General features: G+C 43.4%; 13 protein-coding genes. 11 read left to right on the top strand and 2 right to left on the bottom strand.

Annotation, left to right across the window (positions count from 1 at the left end; all coding sequences use genetic code 11):
* The first annotated feature begins 178 nt into the window (after positions 1-178).
* The 5 genes from CUR83_RS05570 to CUR83_RS05550 all read left to right on the top strand — a co-directional run bounded on the left by CUR83_RS05570 (position 179) and on the right by CUR83_RS05550 (position 6,628).
* On the top strand, positions 179-1,846 hold the full coding sequence (locus CUR83_RS05570; protein WP_284719266.1) for a TolC family protein: 1,668 nt from the start codon (positions 179-181) through the stop codon (positions 1,844-1,846).
* 166 nt (positions 1,847-2,012) lie between these two features.
* Complete coding sequence (locus CUR83_RS05565; RefSeq protein ID WP_071001329.1) at positions 2,013-2,879, top strand: YihY/virulence factor BrkB family protein; 867 nt, start codon at positions 2,013-2,015, stop codon at positions 2,877-2,879.
* Positions 2,880-2,927: 48 nt separating this feature from the next.
* Complete coding sequence (locus tag CUR83_RS05560) at positions 2,928-4,127, top strand: HlyD family secretion protein (RefSeq protein WP_071001327.1); 1,200 nt, start codon at positions 2,928-2,930, stop codon at positions 4,125-4,127.
* A 3-nt stretch (positions 4,128-4,130) separates the two neighbouring features.
* On the top strand, positions 4,131-5,441 hold the full coding sequence (locus CUR83_RS05555; protein ID WP_071001325.1) for an ABC transporter permease: 1,311 nt from the start codon (positions 4,131-4,133) through the stop codon (positions 5,439-5,441).
* Positions 5,441-6,628, top strand: a complete 1,188-nt coding sequence (locus CUR83_RS05550; RefSeq protein WP_071001324.1) for an ABC transporter permease — start codon at positions 5,441-5,443, stop codon at positions 6,626-6,628. Before CUR83_RS05555 ends, CUR83_RS05550 begins: the two co-directional genes overlap by 1 nt.
* Before the next feature lie 106 nt (positions 6,629-6,734).
* On the opposite strand, the gene sthA is transcribed toward CUR83_RS05550, so the two are convergent.
* The gene (sthA, locus tag CUR83_RS05545) at positions 6,735-8,384 is read right to left on the bottom strand and encodes a Si-specific NAD(P)(+) transhydrogenase (protein WP_284719265.1); all 1,650 of its coding nucleotides are present in this window, start codon (positions 8,382-8,384) and stop codon (positions 6,735-6,737) included.
* A 158-nt stretch (positions 8,385-8,542) separates the two neighbouring features.
* Positions 8,543-9,439, bottom strand: coding sequence for a posphoenolpyruvate synthetase regulatory kinase/phosphorylase PpsR (gene ppsR / locus CUR83_RS05540; protein WP_071001320.1), 897 nt, complete (start codon positions 9,437-9,439; stop codon positions 8,543-8,545).
* Positions 9,440-10,035: 596 nt separating this feature from the next.
* Between ppsR and ppsA the strand changes: the two genes are divergently transcribed.
* From ppsA to CUR83_RS05510, 6 genes are all read left to right on the top strand, one after another.
* Complete coding sequence (gene ppsA / locus CUR83_RS05535; protein WP_093070996.1) at positions 10,036-12,417, top strand: phosphoenolpyruvate synthase; 2,382 nt, start codon at positions 10,036-10,038, stop codon at positions 12,415-12,417.
* Positions 12,418-12,531: 114 nt separating this feature from the next.
* Positions 12,532-13,512, top strand: a complete 981-nt coding sequence (locus tag CUR83_RS05530) for an RDD family protein (protein WP_093070994.1) — start codon at positions 12,532-12,534, stop codon at positions 13,510-13,512.
* A 265-nt stretch (positions 13,513-13,777) separates the two neighbouring features.
* Positions 13,778-14,182, top strand: a complete 405-nt coding sequence (gene rpsF, locus CUR83_RS05525) for a 30S ribosomal protein S6 (RefSeq protein ID WP_071001316.1) — start codon at positions 13,778-13,780, stop codon at positions 14,180-14,182.
* 16 nt (positions 14,183-14,198) lie between these two features.
* Positions 14,199-14,429, top strand: coding sequence for a 30S ribosomal protein S18 (rpsR, locus tag CUR83_RS05520; protein WP_010198808.1), 231 nt, complete (start codon positions 14,199-14,201; stop codon positions 14,427-14,429).
* A gap of 20 nt (positions 14,430-14,449) precedes the next feature.
* On the top strand, positions 14,450-14,956 hold the full coding sequence (rplI, locus tag CUR83_RS05515; protein WP_093070991.1) for a 50S ribosomal protein L9: 507 nt from the start codon (positions 14,450-14,452) through the stop codon (positions 14,954-14,956).
* A gap of 321 nt (positions 14,957-15,277) precedes the next feature.
* Entirely contained in the window at positions 15,278-15,517 is a 240-nt protein-coding gene (locus tag CUR83_RS05510) for a hypothetical protein (protein ID WP_093070989.1), read from the top strand.
* Positions 15,518-15,772 lie beyond the last annotated feature (255 nt).

Here is a 15,772-nt window from a genome sequence, read left to right as displayed (position 1 = left end):
CTTTATTAAAAAGCATTCTGATATTTCAGTACAAATACTTTATTTCAGCATCATTTATTCGCTTACTAGCAAATCGTTTATAATAGTATGACCGCTTTATATTCTGAGCGATAAAATCTATTAATGCTGTCCGTTATTTTATAATACCTTACATTCTAATTAATGGCTTATGTGACTTATGAAATTCACTTTATCAGCGCTACCGACTGCTATGATGACAGTTGCACTCATGAGCGGCCCTATAGTGACTTATGCGAGCACGGGCTCAGATAATATAGAATCATCAGATGACATGACACCGGTGACTGTGACAAAAATTGTGGATGCCGATGGTCAGATTAATAATCAGACAGCTCAGACAGCAATGGCACCTAGTCATACATTAGCAGAGACTCATGCTGAGCACAGTGCATTAAACACCCTTATCGATCTAATCACACACAAAGCCGTGGATAATAGCTATCCATTAGAAGTCTCTAGCTTTTTAAGCCTAGAACAAGCGCAAAAGCTTTTGGTTCAAGTCTCGCCCAAAATAGCGGCCAATCAAGCAGCCATCGCTGCCAGCGAATACCAAACTGAGGCCCTCAGAACCATCGACAACCCCCTCGTATTTGCGCGCGTCTCTGCCAGTGCTTACCATCTTGATGAGGATATAGATCTATCGTCTCTTAGAAACGGTATCGTCAACGGAGTAAATAATACCGTCGATAACGCGGTTCCTCCGATTGCAGACCTGCCAGATTTACCAAACTTTGGGGAGTTGGTCGGTGAGCGAATTCCAGACTCTTATAATATTAAGCGCTCAGGATCGACGACGGGCGCAGGTCTTGGTGTGGTCTGGCCTATTTATACAGCTGGACGTACGGACGCATTGACTGGCGCCTCAGATGCACGCACACAAGAAGCAGTCGCCGATAGCATCCTTGATAAAAACGAGCTTTATAATACGTTAATTGAACGGTATTTTAAGGCCCAATTGGCGATCATTGCCGCTTACTTACGTGAGGATGCTTACGATACCTTGCAGCAAACGGATCATATGGCAGAACGCTTGTTTGAAGAAGGCTTTATTTCGCGCGTCGATAGACTAGAAGCACAGTCTGCGCTTGCCGATGCCAAAAGCGAATCCGTCAATGCCAATAACGACGCGCGCTTAGCCATGATTGCGCTACAGCGATTGCTACGTACTGATTATCGTATTAAGCCGACGACGCCATTATTTGTCTCTAGCCGTCCCCTACCGGATGTTAGCTATTTTCAGGATTTGGCACTGAATAATCATCCAGGATTACAAAAGGTCGCCGCCAAACGCGCGCAGGCTCAGCAGTTGCATGCATTATCAGATACTGGCTACAAGCCGACAGTCTTGCTATATGGTTATGGTCAGCTCGAAAAAGACCCAAGCTGGGTCGCTGGTATCTCTGCCAGTTGGAAGCTATGGGGCGGACTGGATAAAACCGCGTCATTGGCATCAAGCAATGCTCAAATACGTCAGGCAGATCTTTCTGAGATTGAAGTCAGCGACAACCTGCTACTGCTGGTAGAAAAAAACTGGCACGATGTTAATAATGCTCAATCACGCTATCAAGCGCTACAAAGTAACGTTGATTTGGCTGCAGAAGTGTTAAGATTGCGCCGCTTAGGATTGCAAGAAGGCGTGAATACCACAGTCGATGTGGTACAAGCACAAACGCAATCGCTCAAAGCACGTACTGAGCAAGCGCAAGCAGCAAACGACTATGTACAGTCATTGGCCGCACTCATGCAAAGCTGCGGTACGCCGCTTGCTTTTAACGCTTATCTTAATGCCGCTGATATCCAGCTGCCGACTTTGTACACTGAATGATGATTGTATATGAAAGCTTATAAAGTATACGAATAAGCGCTATGTCGTCGTTTCAACTTTTAAGTGTTATAAGGCTAATGAGCGAAGATATATACCAAATCAGCATGACGCTATCAAACAATAACGCTCAATAAACCATACTATTACTATAGTGAATCACTGTTTTATGAAAAAACCAACGTCCAAATCGATAAATAATTGGCTACAAACTTTGCTACAAACGTGGCCTATTGCGAATACCACTAATGTTTGGGCACATTGCGCCAGTGTCGGATTTTTTGGTTTTTTATCCATCTTTCCAGCAATGGCGGTATTTGTGCTGATTTATGGTCTCGTATTTTCACCCGTTGAGATGCAGGAGCATATCTCCATTTTGCGTCCGTTTATACCTGATACAGTGTACGAAGTCCTCAATTCGCGCCTGAGCGAGTTGGTCTCTAATACCAAATCCACGCTGACATTTAGCCTGATCATATCGACCTTACTTGCCCTTTATGCTGGTTCCAAAGGCATCAAATCTTTAATTGCCCTTGTCAATCTCGCTTTTCATATCACCCAAGAGCGCAGCTTTATACAAGGCACGGTTCGAGCAGTGAGCCTGACCTTTGGTGCAGTAGTCGTCTTGATAATAGCGGTGTCTTCTATTGCTATTATCCCTGTAGCAGCGAATTACTTCCCCTTCCCTCAAGTGGCTGAAACGGTTGCACTGTGGGCCAGATGGCCTGTATTGGCGGGTATTATCTTTTTAAGCTTTTTAAGTCTTTATCGTCTCGCGCCAAATCGCGATGCCGTTGCACTAAAAAAACTGGTTCCAGGAGCAACGCTCGCGACCATTCTTTGGATTATATTGTCCGTACTGTTTTCGATTTATGTGCAAAACTTCAACAACTATAGTGCTGAATTTGGGGCGCTATCAGCGGCGGTGGTCATTATGCTTTGGCTATATTATTCAGCCTTTGTCGTCGCTTTTGGTGCGATTTTTAATTCTGAAGCCATAGACAATGCCAAACCTTATGCTGTTCGAGTGTACTAATCATAAATCCTTTGTTCTCAACTTTGCTGCTTTAGGAATCACACCGTCATGACTGAATTTCCAAACGAATCAGACAACTCAAATAAATCAGTTGATTCAAACGAGTCAGTGACCTCTCAAGATACAAAAGCCTCCGTCGATCCAATAGAAAATGTATCTAGTGGGTCTGACGTTCCAGAGCAATCTGTACCCGCTTATAGTCGGGGCAACGCAAAAGCTGATAAATCTGCTCGTATGAAAAAGATATTGCTCGTACTGTTTGTATTAGGTGTTCTTGGCGCAATTGCATACGGTTTATATAAAAGCAATCAGCATAATGAACCAGAAGTCATTACCCTCCAAGGGCAAATGCAAATGCAGCAAACCTCTATCGCTGCAAAGGTAGCAGGCCGCATTGCTAACATTATGGTGACAGAAGGTGATACGGTTACGGTGGGTCAACAACTCATTGAGATGGATTCGCCTGAGATTAACGCTAAGATCAACCAAGCACGTGCTGGTAAGCAAATCGCACAAAGTCAATTGGACAAAGCAGAAAACGGGGCACGCCCGCAAGAGATCGCTCAAGCCAAAGCCGCTTGGCAAGCCAATAAAGCCGCGTCTGATTTGGCAGAAAACACCTATCAGCGTGTCAATCGTCTGTATGAAGAAGGATTGATGGCACGGCAAAAACGCGATGAGGCTTATGCCCAATACCTAGCCACTCAAGACCAAACTGAAGCCGCACGTTTGCAATATGATTTGGCATTAGAAGGTGCTCGCAGTGAAGACAAATCAGCGGCTACCGCTCAAGTCGCACAAGTTGATGCCCAGCTAGATGAAGCACTGGCAGCAAAAGAAGAGGCCAATCTAAAGAGCCCTATCGCTGGTGTTGTGGACAATGTCATCGTTAGTGCTGGAGAAGTCATCGGTCAAGGCGTTCCTTTGCTGACGTTGGTGGATACCAATGACCAATGGGTAGTGCTCAATGTCACTGAGTCGTATTTAAACCAGTTCGCTATCGGTCAGACATTTACAGGTACTATTCCCGCATTATCATCAGCAGATAAGCCTTATAGCAAGCAGTTTACTGTTTATGCGACATCGACCTTATCTGATTTTGCCACTTGGCGACCGACCAACAATGATGATGGTTTTGATGTGCGTACCTTTGAGGTCAAAGCACGACCATCCACGCCTGATACTCGCATTCGCTCAGGAATGAGTGTGGTTGTGCATATTAATCCTATCAATCAGAACCAAGAGTAGGCCATGCACTTGACTAAGTTAAGTGAGGCTTTTTTACGTAGCGCCGCTTATGAGCGCCGTTTTTTAGCCAAAAACCATTGGGACCTTAGTATGGTGGTATGGATACCACTAGCCACAGTGCTGCTGATTTGGTGGATATTTTCACAAACGCAGATTACTGACTTACCCATTGGAGTGATCGATCAAGACAATAGTGCTGTTGCCAATACTACCGTACGTTACTTAGAAGCCAGTCCTACGCTTACGGTTAGACAACTTTATTATTCACCAGCGGATGCAGAGGCTGCGATCTTGCAACGTGATATTTATGCGGTTGTCATCATTCCTGAAGACTTTTCGCGTAACATTTTATCTAACAAGCCTGCCCCTTTAATCCTACAAGTAAACGCCCAGTACGGTACGCACTCTGGCATTATTCAAACGGCTGTCCAAGCAGTCGCTAGCACCTTATCCGCAGGGGTAGAGATCAAACGATTGGTAAAGCAAGGCGTAGGGCCGTCGCAAGCCATGACTGCTTACTCGCCTATCAGTATCCAGCGTATTAGTTTGTTCAATGCTGCAACCGATTATCAGCAGTTTTTGGCATCGACCGTCATACCTGCCCTGCTACACATATTAGCGATGGTCGTCGGGGCAACCACCATTGGTCGCGAGCTGCGCGATAAAAATATTGGTCACTGGTATCGCTTTATCAGTACAGGTACACCTGACTTAGCTTTGGTTAAATCCTCTAAAAAAGCAGCTGCGTTAAACACCACACAAGATAGCACCAACAACACTGCACCATCATCAGACTCAAAAATGCCCAATTCGGTGAGTATATCAGTATTGCTATCCGGTCTATTGGGTAAGTATTTTTGGCCAATATTGGCCTATAGCTTATGGTCGGCTTTGGTATTGTGGCTTGTAACGTCGAACCAAAATATAAGCATTGGGTCAATCATCGCAGTATATATCGGCCTATTGTGTTTGATGATACTGTCATTCTGGCTTGGTGCTATTTTTACTTTGAACTCCTTTTCACTGCGTATGGGTTTGTCAACCACTGGTTTTATTTCAGCGCCTTCTTATGCCTTTGCTGGTGTGACCTTTCCTTATATTGCGATTAGTGATAGCGCGCAATACTGGTCAAATGCATTGCCACTGACACATTACCTCAAGCTACATATTGCCCAGTTACAAATGCAAGCGCCTATTGCTATCTCTGTGCCTATTGTCTACGGTCTGGCGCTTGCCACTATCATCGCCATGCTACTGACAGCCCTATTGACCAAACGCGCATTGGCGCATCCTGAACGCTGGGGAGCACGCTGATGTCATCACCTTTAAATACCAAGCAAAACAACGCTAAAGCCACCACTTCTTTAACTGCGCAGACTTTTTGGGCAAGCTTCTCTCAAACTATAAAAGATGTCTTTGGGGATAAAGGCGTGCTTTTGATGTTGATTATTGCCCCGATTATCTATGGGTTTTTCTATCCTTGGCCCTACTCAACTGAAGTGGTCAACCATGTACCAGTGGGTATTGTTGATCATGACAATAGTAACTTGTCGCGCACGCTCGCTCGTTATGCAAGTGCCAGTCCATATCTAGATACTGAGCACTTTATCAATGAACAAGCGGCCAAAGAAGCCATATGGTCCGATCAAATTGCAGGCTATATGGTGATTCCAAGCGGCCTTGAAGAACAAGTCATGTCAGGACAGCAAGCGTATGTTAGCGTCCTCGGCAATGGCGGCTACTTTATTTTAAATAAGAACGTCCAACTGGGATTCTCTAAAGCAGTTGGTACCGTATCAGCGGGGATCAAGGTAAAGAAAAATATCGCTAAAGGCGCTTATGCACCCACCGCAGCACAGAGCGCTCAAGCAGTACCACTACAAATCATGCCACTTTATAATCAAACTGAAGGCTACGGTGCCTACGTCGTACCAGCCGTCTCCGTCATTATCTTACAACAGACACTATTGATGGCAACCGCCATGCTGATTGGCACTTGGTATGAGCAGCGGCGTCATGCTGCGAGTGTACGCGGTTGGCTCGGACGTATCACAGCGCTGAGCACGCTAAGCTTTATCATTGGCTGTTTTTATTATGGTTGGGCGTTTGAGCTGCATCATTATCCACGTGGGCAAAATATGCTCGGAACGCTATTGTTTTTAGCACTGTTTTGTCCGACAGTCGCAACGCTCGGCTGTGTACTTGGGCTATGGTTCCGGCAGCGTGAGCGCAGTATGCAGATCTTAATCTTTATCTCCCTACCGATATTCTTCTTAAGCGGCTACCCTTGGCCAGCCGACCAGTTGCCCCAAGTTTTGCAAGTAATACGCTGGATCGTACCAACTACCCCTGCGATCAACACCTCTGTACAGCTTAACCAAATGGGTGCAAGTATCTCTCAAGTCGCCATAGGGTTTTATGCGTTGGCAGGCTTGTGGTTGCTCTATTTTGTTTTATTGCTATTTTTACGCAAGCGTATTCCGCAAAAAAAAGCCTACTGATAAATCTTTAAGTTAATTAAATCTATGAGCATAAAGAAGCGCCTGCTAATATTAGCAGGCGCTTCTTTATACATATGACACTTTCACTTTGAGTCATTTTTAAACATTAAAATACTCGGTTCAAACCGTTAAGCGCAGCCACACGATACGCTTCTGCCATCGTTGGATAGTTAAAAGTCGTATTTACAAAATACTCAAGCGTATTGTTGCTTTTGCACTTCATCACTGCTTGACCAATATGAATAATCTCTGAAGCATGGTTGCCGTAGCAATGAATGCCTAAAATTTCTAACGTATCACGATGGAACAATATCTTTAATACGCCCGAGCGTTCACCAATGATTTGGGCACGTGCCAGATGTTTGAAGAACGCTTGACCCACTTCATACGGAACTTTCTCATCCGTTAGCTCCTGCTCTGTTTTACCGATACAAGAGATTTCAGGAATGGTATAGATACCAGTTGGGACACTAGATACTGGCTCGGCATCACTATCACCGACCATAAAGGCAGCAGCACAGCGACCTTGATCATAGGCAGCAGAGGCTAATGATGGCCAACCGATGACATCACCAGCAGCATAAATATTGTCGACGTCCGTACAGTAAGTATCATCTACTTTTAACTGACCACGGCTATTTGCTTTTAGCCCAATGGCTTCTAAGTTTAAGCCTTCTGTGTTACCTGAGCGACCATTTGACCAAAGAATGGCATCAGATTTGATGCGCTTGCCGCTCTTTAAGTGCAAGACCACATAATCATCATGAGTCTCGAGATGATCAATCTCTTCATTACTACGGATAAGCACACCGAACTGTCTAAAGTCATGCGCGATCGCATCGCTGATTTCGCTATCCAAATAGTTCAGTAGCTGATCTTGGTTGTTAATAAGATCAACCTTATAACCAAGTCCTGTAAAAATAGAAGCATACTCACAGCCAATCACCCCTGCACCATAGATGATGATTTTTTTGACGACATAATCCATTTGCAAGATTTTGTCAGAGTCAAAAACGCGTGGATGTTTAAAGTCTAAAATATCAGGACGGTAAGGACGACTACCGACAGTAATGATGGCTTTATTGAAAGTAATAGTTTCGTAGATATTGTCGTCGACTTCAATGCGCAGCGTATGAGCGTCAATAAAACTTGCCCAACCTTGAATAACTTCGATACGGTTGCGCTCATAAAAACGGGTATGCGTACTGACTTGACGACGGATTACTTGACGCGCCTTAGCCAATACTTCATTTAGCGGAACTTGCTTATACTCCATCGCTTTGGTAAACATCGGGTCGCGACGGAAGTTAATCAAGTTAAATACTGATTGGCGCAATGCTTTACTAGGAATTGTACCGACGTGAGTAGAGTTACCTCCTACTTGATCACGCGGATCGACGACGACCACTCTTTTACCAGATTTGGTCAGCTTCATGGCAGCGGCTTCACCAGCAGGACCTGCACCTAAAACCACCGCATCATACTCATACTCGTGATCGTCACTTTTTAGTCGACGAGAATCTTTGGTAAATCCAGATTTGATATCAATACGAGTGTCATCAAGCGGGTTGATGAGATCAGGGTAATGCATGATATCTTCAGTGACCTGCTCATGAGTCTGCTCGATTTTCTGTTTTGCGTTTTTACCTTCAGTATGCTCAGGATTGGGCGAACGACCATTAGATTTATTCGATACTTCAGTATGGACGTCTTTACCAGTATCATTGGTTGCGTCACCTATATTCTTACTTACCATCATGTCCTCTTTATGTATTGTTTGCTCTATTAATATCTATGTGCACGAGTTAATATTTTTAATATCCAAGCAGCTTAGTAAAGTTGTACTCACCATAAGGCATGAATAGACTTTTTACAAACTTGATGACGATTACATATTATAAAATTAATAGTCCATTACCCAATGCGGCGTTTAAGACCTGTCATCTGTAAAATACGCGTTGCAATTTCTTCAACAGACATCTCTGATACATCCAAACTTGGGATACCATGCGTGATATAAATTCCCTGTATCGCGCGCTGTTCTTGCTGGCATTGCTGATAACTTGAGTAACGACTGCCCGCACGGCGCTCTTGGCGTATTTTTACCAAGCGATCGGTATCAATGAGCAAACCAAACAGTTTGTCTTTATGGTCACGCAGCGCTTTTGGTAGTTGATTGTCGTACAAATCATCTTCGGTCAGAGGATAGTTAGCGGCTCGAATACCGAATTGTAATGCTAAGTATAGAGAAGTCGGTGTCTTACCAGAGCGTGACACACCCACCAAAATAATATCTGCTGCATTATAATGACGAGTACGTGCGCCATCATCATTGTCTAAGGCGAAATGGACTGCATCGATACGCTCTTTATATGTCTCAGAATCAACATCATCATGCGCATGACCTGAATGACCATCTGGCTCTACGCCAGTCTCTTCTGCAACGCGGCCAATCAACCCTTCGTACATATCCAAATTACAGCTGTGTGCTGAATTGATTTTTTCACGAATCTCTGGATTGACGATCGTATCAAACACCAACGGCAACGACCCATCACGTTGATACGCCATGTTGATCTGCTCTACGGCATCATCGGCACGCTCTAAGCTATCGACGTATGGCAACACTCTTGTCTCAAAAGGGACCGAGGCAAACTGACTCAAAATAGCGCGTCCGAGGGTCTCAGCCGTAATTGCGGTGCCATCTGAGATAAAAAATGCCGTTCTGATGGCTTGTGAGCTGTCCAAGTTTAGCGCATGACGATTTTGGATAGTGGACTTGACTTGTTCAGATGGATTGCTTGAGTACATAACGTTGACACCTCGGTTGAAAGCTCAATAATGATCTTCATTTCATTTTTAGTATTGATCTAATAGCAATTATCTAACTTTGGCTGCCTTATCTCTTGTAAATGCAGAACGATGGCAGCGCTGCTATTGCATATTTATATGGCCATATGCATCACTTATCTATCCGCTACATTATACGCATATTAGCTTGTTAATAGAAATTAATGTTACAGGCGTACACTTAGCACCAACATTGTTTTTCATCTTGTCGTCATAACCAATCCACCTCTCATCAAGGCATTTTTTATAGCATTTCCTATATATAAACATAAGATTGAAACATAAATTATAAAAATACTCTAAATATGGCTTATTTGAATACGTCTATTTTATGCAGTAATTGGCTTTTGAAAGCGCATAACATCGTCACTAGCAATGATATTTTTCATCTGAGTAAATACGAAACTTGATTAGACTGGCCTTACTCTGTGTAGCAAATCCTACAATTTGTGTATTTTTAACAAGTTTTTTGGTAAAACCCCTCGAATTCCTCCTAATATGGCGGTATAATTCACCGTTATAATCTTTACTAAATAACCTTATTTTCTGGAGTTATCATGGCAGCGCAATCTACAGCACTTGTAATCAATCTTGATCAGCTAGGAAAAGACGACATCGAAATGGTTGGTGGCAAGAATGCCTCACTTGGCGAGATGATCAGCCATCTTTCTGATTTAGGCGTTAGTGTTCCAGGCGGCTTTGCCACCACATCAAACGCATTCAATCGCTTTTTGACAGAAACAGGCTTATTAGAAAAAATCAACAACGAGCTAAACACATTGGATGTCAATGATGTTAATAAGCTTGCGGCGACTGGTAAAAAGATCCGTACTTGGATTATTGAGCAAGAATTGCCAAAAGATCTTGAGCAAGAAGTACGTCAAGCGTTCGAAACCATGAGCGGCGGCGAAGACATCGCTGTTGCTGTACGCTCTTCTGCGACTGCTGAAGATTTGCCAGATGCGTCATTTGCTGGTCAACAAGAAACCTTCTTGAACATTCGCGGTATTGATAACGTCCTAATTGCTATTAAAGAAGTATTTGCCTCGCTATATAACGACCGTGCAATCTCTTACCGTGTACACAAAGGTTTTGAGCACGAAGGTGTGGCATTGTCCGCTGCCGTACAGCGTATGGTGCGCTCAGAGACTGGTGCTGCTGGTGTTATGTTCACGCTGGATACCGAAAGCGGTTTTGATCAAGTCGTGTTCATCACGTCAAGCTATGGTCTTGGCGAAATGGTTGTACAAGGTGCGGTCAACCCAGACGAATTCTACATCTCAAAACGTCTGCTCGCTGATGGTAAGCCTGCCGTTATTCGTCGTAACCTAGGCAGCAAACACAAGAAAATGGTTTATGGTGATGAAGGCAGCACCGCAAAATCAGTGAAAACGGTCGATGTTGAAAAACAAGATCGCATGCAGTTCTCTTTGACTACCGAAGAGCTGACCTCTCTTGCCAAGCAAGCAGTAACCATCGAGCAGCATTATGGCCACGCGATGGATATCGAATGGGCAAAAGACGGTGATAGCGGTGAAATCTTTATCGTTCAAGCACGTCCTGAAACCGTTAAGAGTCGCCAAGACAGCAATGTCATGGAGCGTTATGTCATCGACACGACTGGCGCAAAAGTATTGTGTGAAGGTCGTTCAATCGGTCAGCGCATCGGTTCGGGTAAAGTACGTATCGTTACTCACCTAAACGAGATGGACAAAGTAGAAGAAGGCGATGTTCTGGTATCAGACATGACTGATCCAGATTGGGAACCAGTCATGAAGCGCGCTTCTGCCATCATCACCAACCGTGGTGGTCGTACGTGTCACGCAGCCATTATCGCGCGTGAGTTAGGTGTGCCCGCCATCGTTGGTTGTGGTAACGCCACTGAACTGCTAGTCGATGGTCAAGACGTGACTGCGTCTTGTGCTGAAGGCGACACTGGTTTTATTTATGAAGGCCAGATTGACTTTGAAGTACAGACCAACTCGGTTGAGTCTATGCCAGAGCTTGCATTCAAAGTCATGATGAACGTTGGTAACCCAGATCGCGCCTTCTCATTCACCCAGATGCCAAACGAAGGTATTGGTCTTGCGCGTTTAGAGTTTATTATCAACCGTATGATCGGTGTGCATCCAAAAGCGCTGCTAAACATGAACAGCTTGCCACGTGAGATCTCACAAGCCATTCAAGAGCGTATCGCAGGCTATGCCTCACCTGTTGACTTTTATGTTGATAAATTGGTTGAAGGTATCTCAACCCTAGCCGTTGCCTTTATGGATCAGCCAGTTATTGTTCGTATGTCAGATTTCAAATCAAACGAATATGCTAACTTGCTTGGTGGTAAGCTGTACGAGCCATCAGAAGAGAACCCAATGCTTGGTTTCCGCGGCGCTAGCCGTTATGTCTCTGACAACTTCCGTGACTGTTTTGAGCTTGAGTGTAAAGCGCTAAAACGTGTTCGTGATGAGATGGGCTTAACCAACGTTGAGATCATGATTCCATTCGTCCGCACCACTGGTGAAGCGGCGCAAGTAATCGAGTTACTTGAGAAAAATGGTCTAAAACGCGGTGAAAATGGTCTACGCATCATCATGATGTGTGAGCTACCAACCAACGCGTTACTCGCAGAAGAGTTCCTAGAGTACTTCGATGGTTTCTCAATCGGCTCTAACGATTTGACTCAGTTAACGCTTGGTCTTGATCGTGACTCAGGTATCGTCTCACATCTGTTTGATGAGCGTGACACTGCTGTTAAGAAATTGCTCACTATGGCTATCGACGCTTGCCGTAAGCAAAACAAATATGTTGGCATCTGTGGTCAGGGCCCATCAGACCATCCAGATCTAGCGTTCTGGTTAATGGAACAAGGTATCAGCTCGGTATCATTGAACCCTGATTCTGTGCTAGATACTTGGTTCTTCCTAGCTGGTGAAGAAAAGTAGACCGTTACGTTCAGTCGCAGCGGTAACTCACACAGTCATTAAAGATACCACTATTAGGGTCTATTTGATTTTTTCAAATAGACCCTAATATAATGTCTTAAGACATGACTAACTATGCAGGCAACTATGCAGATTTTCCTTGCTCGAAATAACGTACAAGCTGGTCCATACAATCTGGAGCAGCTTAATATCATGCTGGCATCAGGCGAAGTATTGCTTGATGATTTAATCTGGCATGAAGGCTTAGATCAGTGGCAGCGCGTAGGAAATGTGACCAATAATCAAACGGTCTATCGACCGACTGGTGCTACTACTCCTGATGCGAATGATTCTATTATCAATAATGTGACCGTCTTCCCTGAAGATACCAGCAATACTAAAGATAATAATTCAATATCATTAGATAGACTATATGGCAAGCCTGAACGTTCTAAAAATGTGAAGGCCGATATGACGACCAATCGTCATCAAACGCCGCACAACAATGTCTCATTAAACAAAACTGCTCTCAAAAAGACGGTCGCAGATAATGATAAAGTCATTGGTGATGTGGTACTGGCGCCGATTATGTCACGCATATTGGCAACCGCGCTCAACGGCCTGCTTTACGTATTGGCCATATTGCCATTAGTAATGGCACTGACCAAAATGGATGTAGACTATACCAAGTTTCAAAACATCCAAAATATGGACGCTGCCTATCAATATTCAATGTCGTTGATGGAAAGCATTCCAAGCAGTACGCTCATGATGTCGCAAGTCATGGTTTTTGGCTTGTTTGCACTGCAGCTGGTATTTATTACCATGCGTGGTCAATCCCTAGGCAAAGTAATCACTGGTATTCGGGTTGTGGATCAGACCACACATCGTCTACCCTCGTTTATCAAGCTGGTCGGTACACGTACGTTACTGTTGTTTATTATCTATAATTTACTGTTTTCGTTTACTAGCTTTTTGGGTTTTGTGATTATTGCTATCCATTATTATATGGCATCAAAAAGCCCTGAAAATATCGGTTGGCATGACAAACTTGCCAAAACTTTAGTGGTCAAAGCAGACAGTAGCCAACTGGTAAAAAAGTCAAAATCTGAATAATATTTTATTCACCATATTGTTTCAGATAAAAACGCTGCGCAAGATCGCAGCATTTTTATTGAGTAACGCTTATTTTCCATCTTTTTATATCTTATTGGCAGCCGCTTGGTGATTACCCTTTGTGTTAAGCGCCAAGTGCTGTTATAATACGGCGCTTTATAAACTAAGCTTATTTCTTACTATATTTTTAAGAACGTGGGCTTACCTTATAAATCTCCTTGCTATTAACATAGGGTTAATAGCTACTAATCCGTAAGGAGTCATAATGCGACATTACGAACTGGTGTTACTTGTACACCCAGACCAAAGCGACCAAGTGGTCGGCATGGTTGAACGCTATATCAAGTTGGTTCAAGACAACGGTGGTACTATCCATCGCCTTGAAGATTGGGGCCGCCGTCAATTGGCTTATCCAATCAACAAGATTCACAAAGCTCACTACGTTCTTTTCAACATCGAAACTGACGGCGAGACTTTGGCTGAACTTGAAGAATTATTCCGCTATAACGACGCGATCATTCGTAGTCTAGTTATGCGCCGTGACGAAGCTATCACTGAAGAGTCGCAGTTAGCCAAGAATGCCGATGAAAAACGCGCACGCAAAGCAACTACTCGTCGTCCAGACAATCGTGAAAACGATAATGACGACAACGACAACAGTGAAGACTAATTAAAGGAGAATACTCATGGCACGTTTCTATCGCCGTCGCAAATTCTGCCGTTTCACTGCTGAAGGCATCACTCACATCGACTATAAAGATGTTGAATTGCTAAAACAGTACATTAGTGATAATGGCAAAATCGTACCAAGCCGTATTACCGGTACGTCTACTAAATATCAGCGTCAACTAGCGACTGCTATCAAGCAAGCTCGTTATTTATCGCTACTTCCATACACTGATAACCATCAAGGTTAACCGCTAACTAGGAATGACTCATGCAAATTATTTTGTTACAGCGTATCGTCAACCTTGGTAAACTCGGTGAAACTGTCGATGTAAAACCAGGTTACGGTCGTAACTTTCTTATCCCTCAAGGCCGCGCTCTACCTGCGACCAAAGCTAACATTGAAAAGTTCGAAGCACGTCGTGCTGAGCTTGAAGCTGAAGAAGCAAAAGAGATCGCTACTGCTCAAGAGCGTGCTGATGCACTAACTGACGTTAATGTTATCATGCGTGCGAAATCAGGTGACGAAGGCAAGCTATTCGGCTCTATCGGTACTCGCGATATCGCTGAAGCATTGACTAACTCAGGTTTAGAAGTAGACCGTGCTGAAATCAAGCTACCTGAAGGCACACTACGTCAAGTTGGCGAATACAATGTTGATATTCAGCTACACCATGACGTTACTGCTAGCATCTTAGTTACTATTCTTTCTGAAGATGGTAACAACGAAGATTCAGCTGACGAAGAAGAAGCTGAAGAAGATTATTCTGAAGAGTAATCTTCTAGATAATTAGACTCAGTCTATAAAAAAGCCAGTGACCTTGTGTTGCTGGCTTTTTTTATGTCGATATTTTATACATGTGATCGTAATACTTTCGCATTACATCAGAGTTTTCTTGATGCCTTGTAAGTATCAATCGATTACTAAAAGCTGTATTCAATACTATTTGTCAGCATGATATCTTGCAGTAACCATTTGCAACAACTCACTTAAAAATGCTATACCAACCAACAAGATACTGTCTATATAATTGTATTCATCATAACGAGTAGAAAGATTTTTCTATTTTTATACTTTTCGTTGATAGAGTACTTTAATATGACTAACACTGATGAAATAAACACTGACGATAAACTACTTTGTGTCAAAGGTAACGATTTCTATTCAGAGGGTGAGATCTATACGGTAGGTAGAATCGTAAATGACAAATACTTTCAGATACTGACCAGCGGCGATGATGATCACTGGTATGCAACGCTAGATGATAAAGGTATTTACGTAAGCTTCGATTCTACGATAGCTACTGACAATAAAGCGTTCTTCGATAAGATTGCTTAGATTGGAGTTTATATAAAACTCATCTTGAACAAAAAAAATAAGCGATACCTTATAAAAGACTGGCCATCTATAGTGGTCAGTCTTTTTTTAGTGAAAAACCTTGGTTAAATGCGGTCTGAAAATCGAAAAAGCGATAACTCTGCAGGCATAAGAATGCCACTACTCTCATCAGAAAATGTTCATATCGCCATAACAAACAGCATCTCTTTGACAAATGTATTTCCTAGTGCCCCCTATTTGCTATAAAATATGCCC

It is taken from the genome of Psychrobacter pocilloporae (assembly GCF_029872915.1).
Taxonomy (GTDB): domain Bacteria; phylum Pseudomonadota; class Gammaproteobacteria; order Pseudomonadales; family Moraxellaceae; genus Psychrobacter; species Psychrobacter pacificensis.
This window is presented reverse-complemented; position numbering and strand designations above follow the sequence as displayed.

Coding starts and splice junctions, on each gene's coding strand:
- ppsA (WP_093070996.1), top strand. CDS start 10,036: ATGGCAGCGCAATCTACAGCACTTGTAATCAATCTTGATCAGCTAGGA.
- CUR83_RS05570 (WP_284719266.1), top strand. CDS start 179: ATGAAATTCACTTTATCAGCGCTACCGACTGCTATGATGACAGTTGCA.
- rplI (WP_093070991.1), top strand. CDS start 14,450: ATGCAAATTATTTTGTTACAGCGTATCGTCAACCTTGGTAAACTCGGT.
- sthA (WP_284719265.1), bottom strand. CDS start 8,384: ATGGTAAGTAAGAATATAGGTGACGCAACCAATGATACTGGTAAAGAC.
- CUR83_RS05560 (WP_071001327.1), top strand. CDS start 2,928: ATGACTGAATTTCCAAACGAATCAGACAACTCAAATAAATCAGTTGAT.
- ppsR (WP_071001320.1), bottom strand. CDS start 9,439: ATGTACTCAAGCAATCCATCTGAACAAGTCAAGTCCACTATCCAAAAT.
- CUR83_RS05555 (WP_071001325.1), top strand. CDS start 4,131: ATGCACTTGACTAAGTTAAGTGAGGCTTTTTTACGTAGCGCCGCTTAT.
- CUR83_RS05565 (WP_071001329.1), top strand. CDS start 2,013: ATGAAAAAACCAACGTCCAAATCGATAAATAATTGGCTACAAACTTTG.
- CUR83_RS05510 (WP_093070989.1), top strand. CDS start 15,278: ATGACTAACACTGATGAAATAAACACTGACGATAAACTACTTTGTGTC.
- rpsF (WP_071001316.1), top strand. CDS start 13,778: ATGCGACATTACGAACTGGTGTTACTTGTACACCCAGACCAAAGCGAC.
- CUR83_RS05550 (WP_071001324.1), top strand. CDS start 5,441: ATGTCATCACCTTTAAATACCAAGCAAAACAACGCTAAAGCCACCACT.
- CUR83_RS05530 (WP_093070994.1), top strand. CDS start 12,532: ATGCAGGCAACTATGCAGATTTTCCTTGCTCGAAATAACGTACAAGCT.
- rpsR (WP_010198808.1), top strand. CDS start 14,199: ATGGCACGTTTCTATCGCCGTCGCAAATTCTGCCGTTTCACTGCTGAA.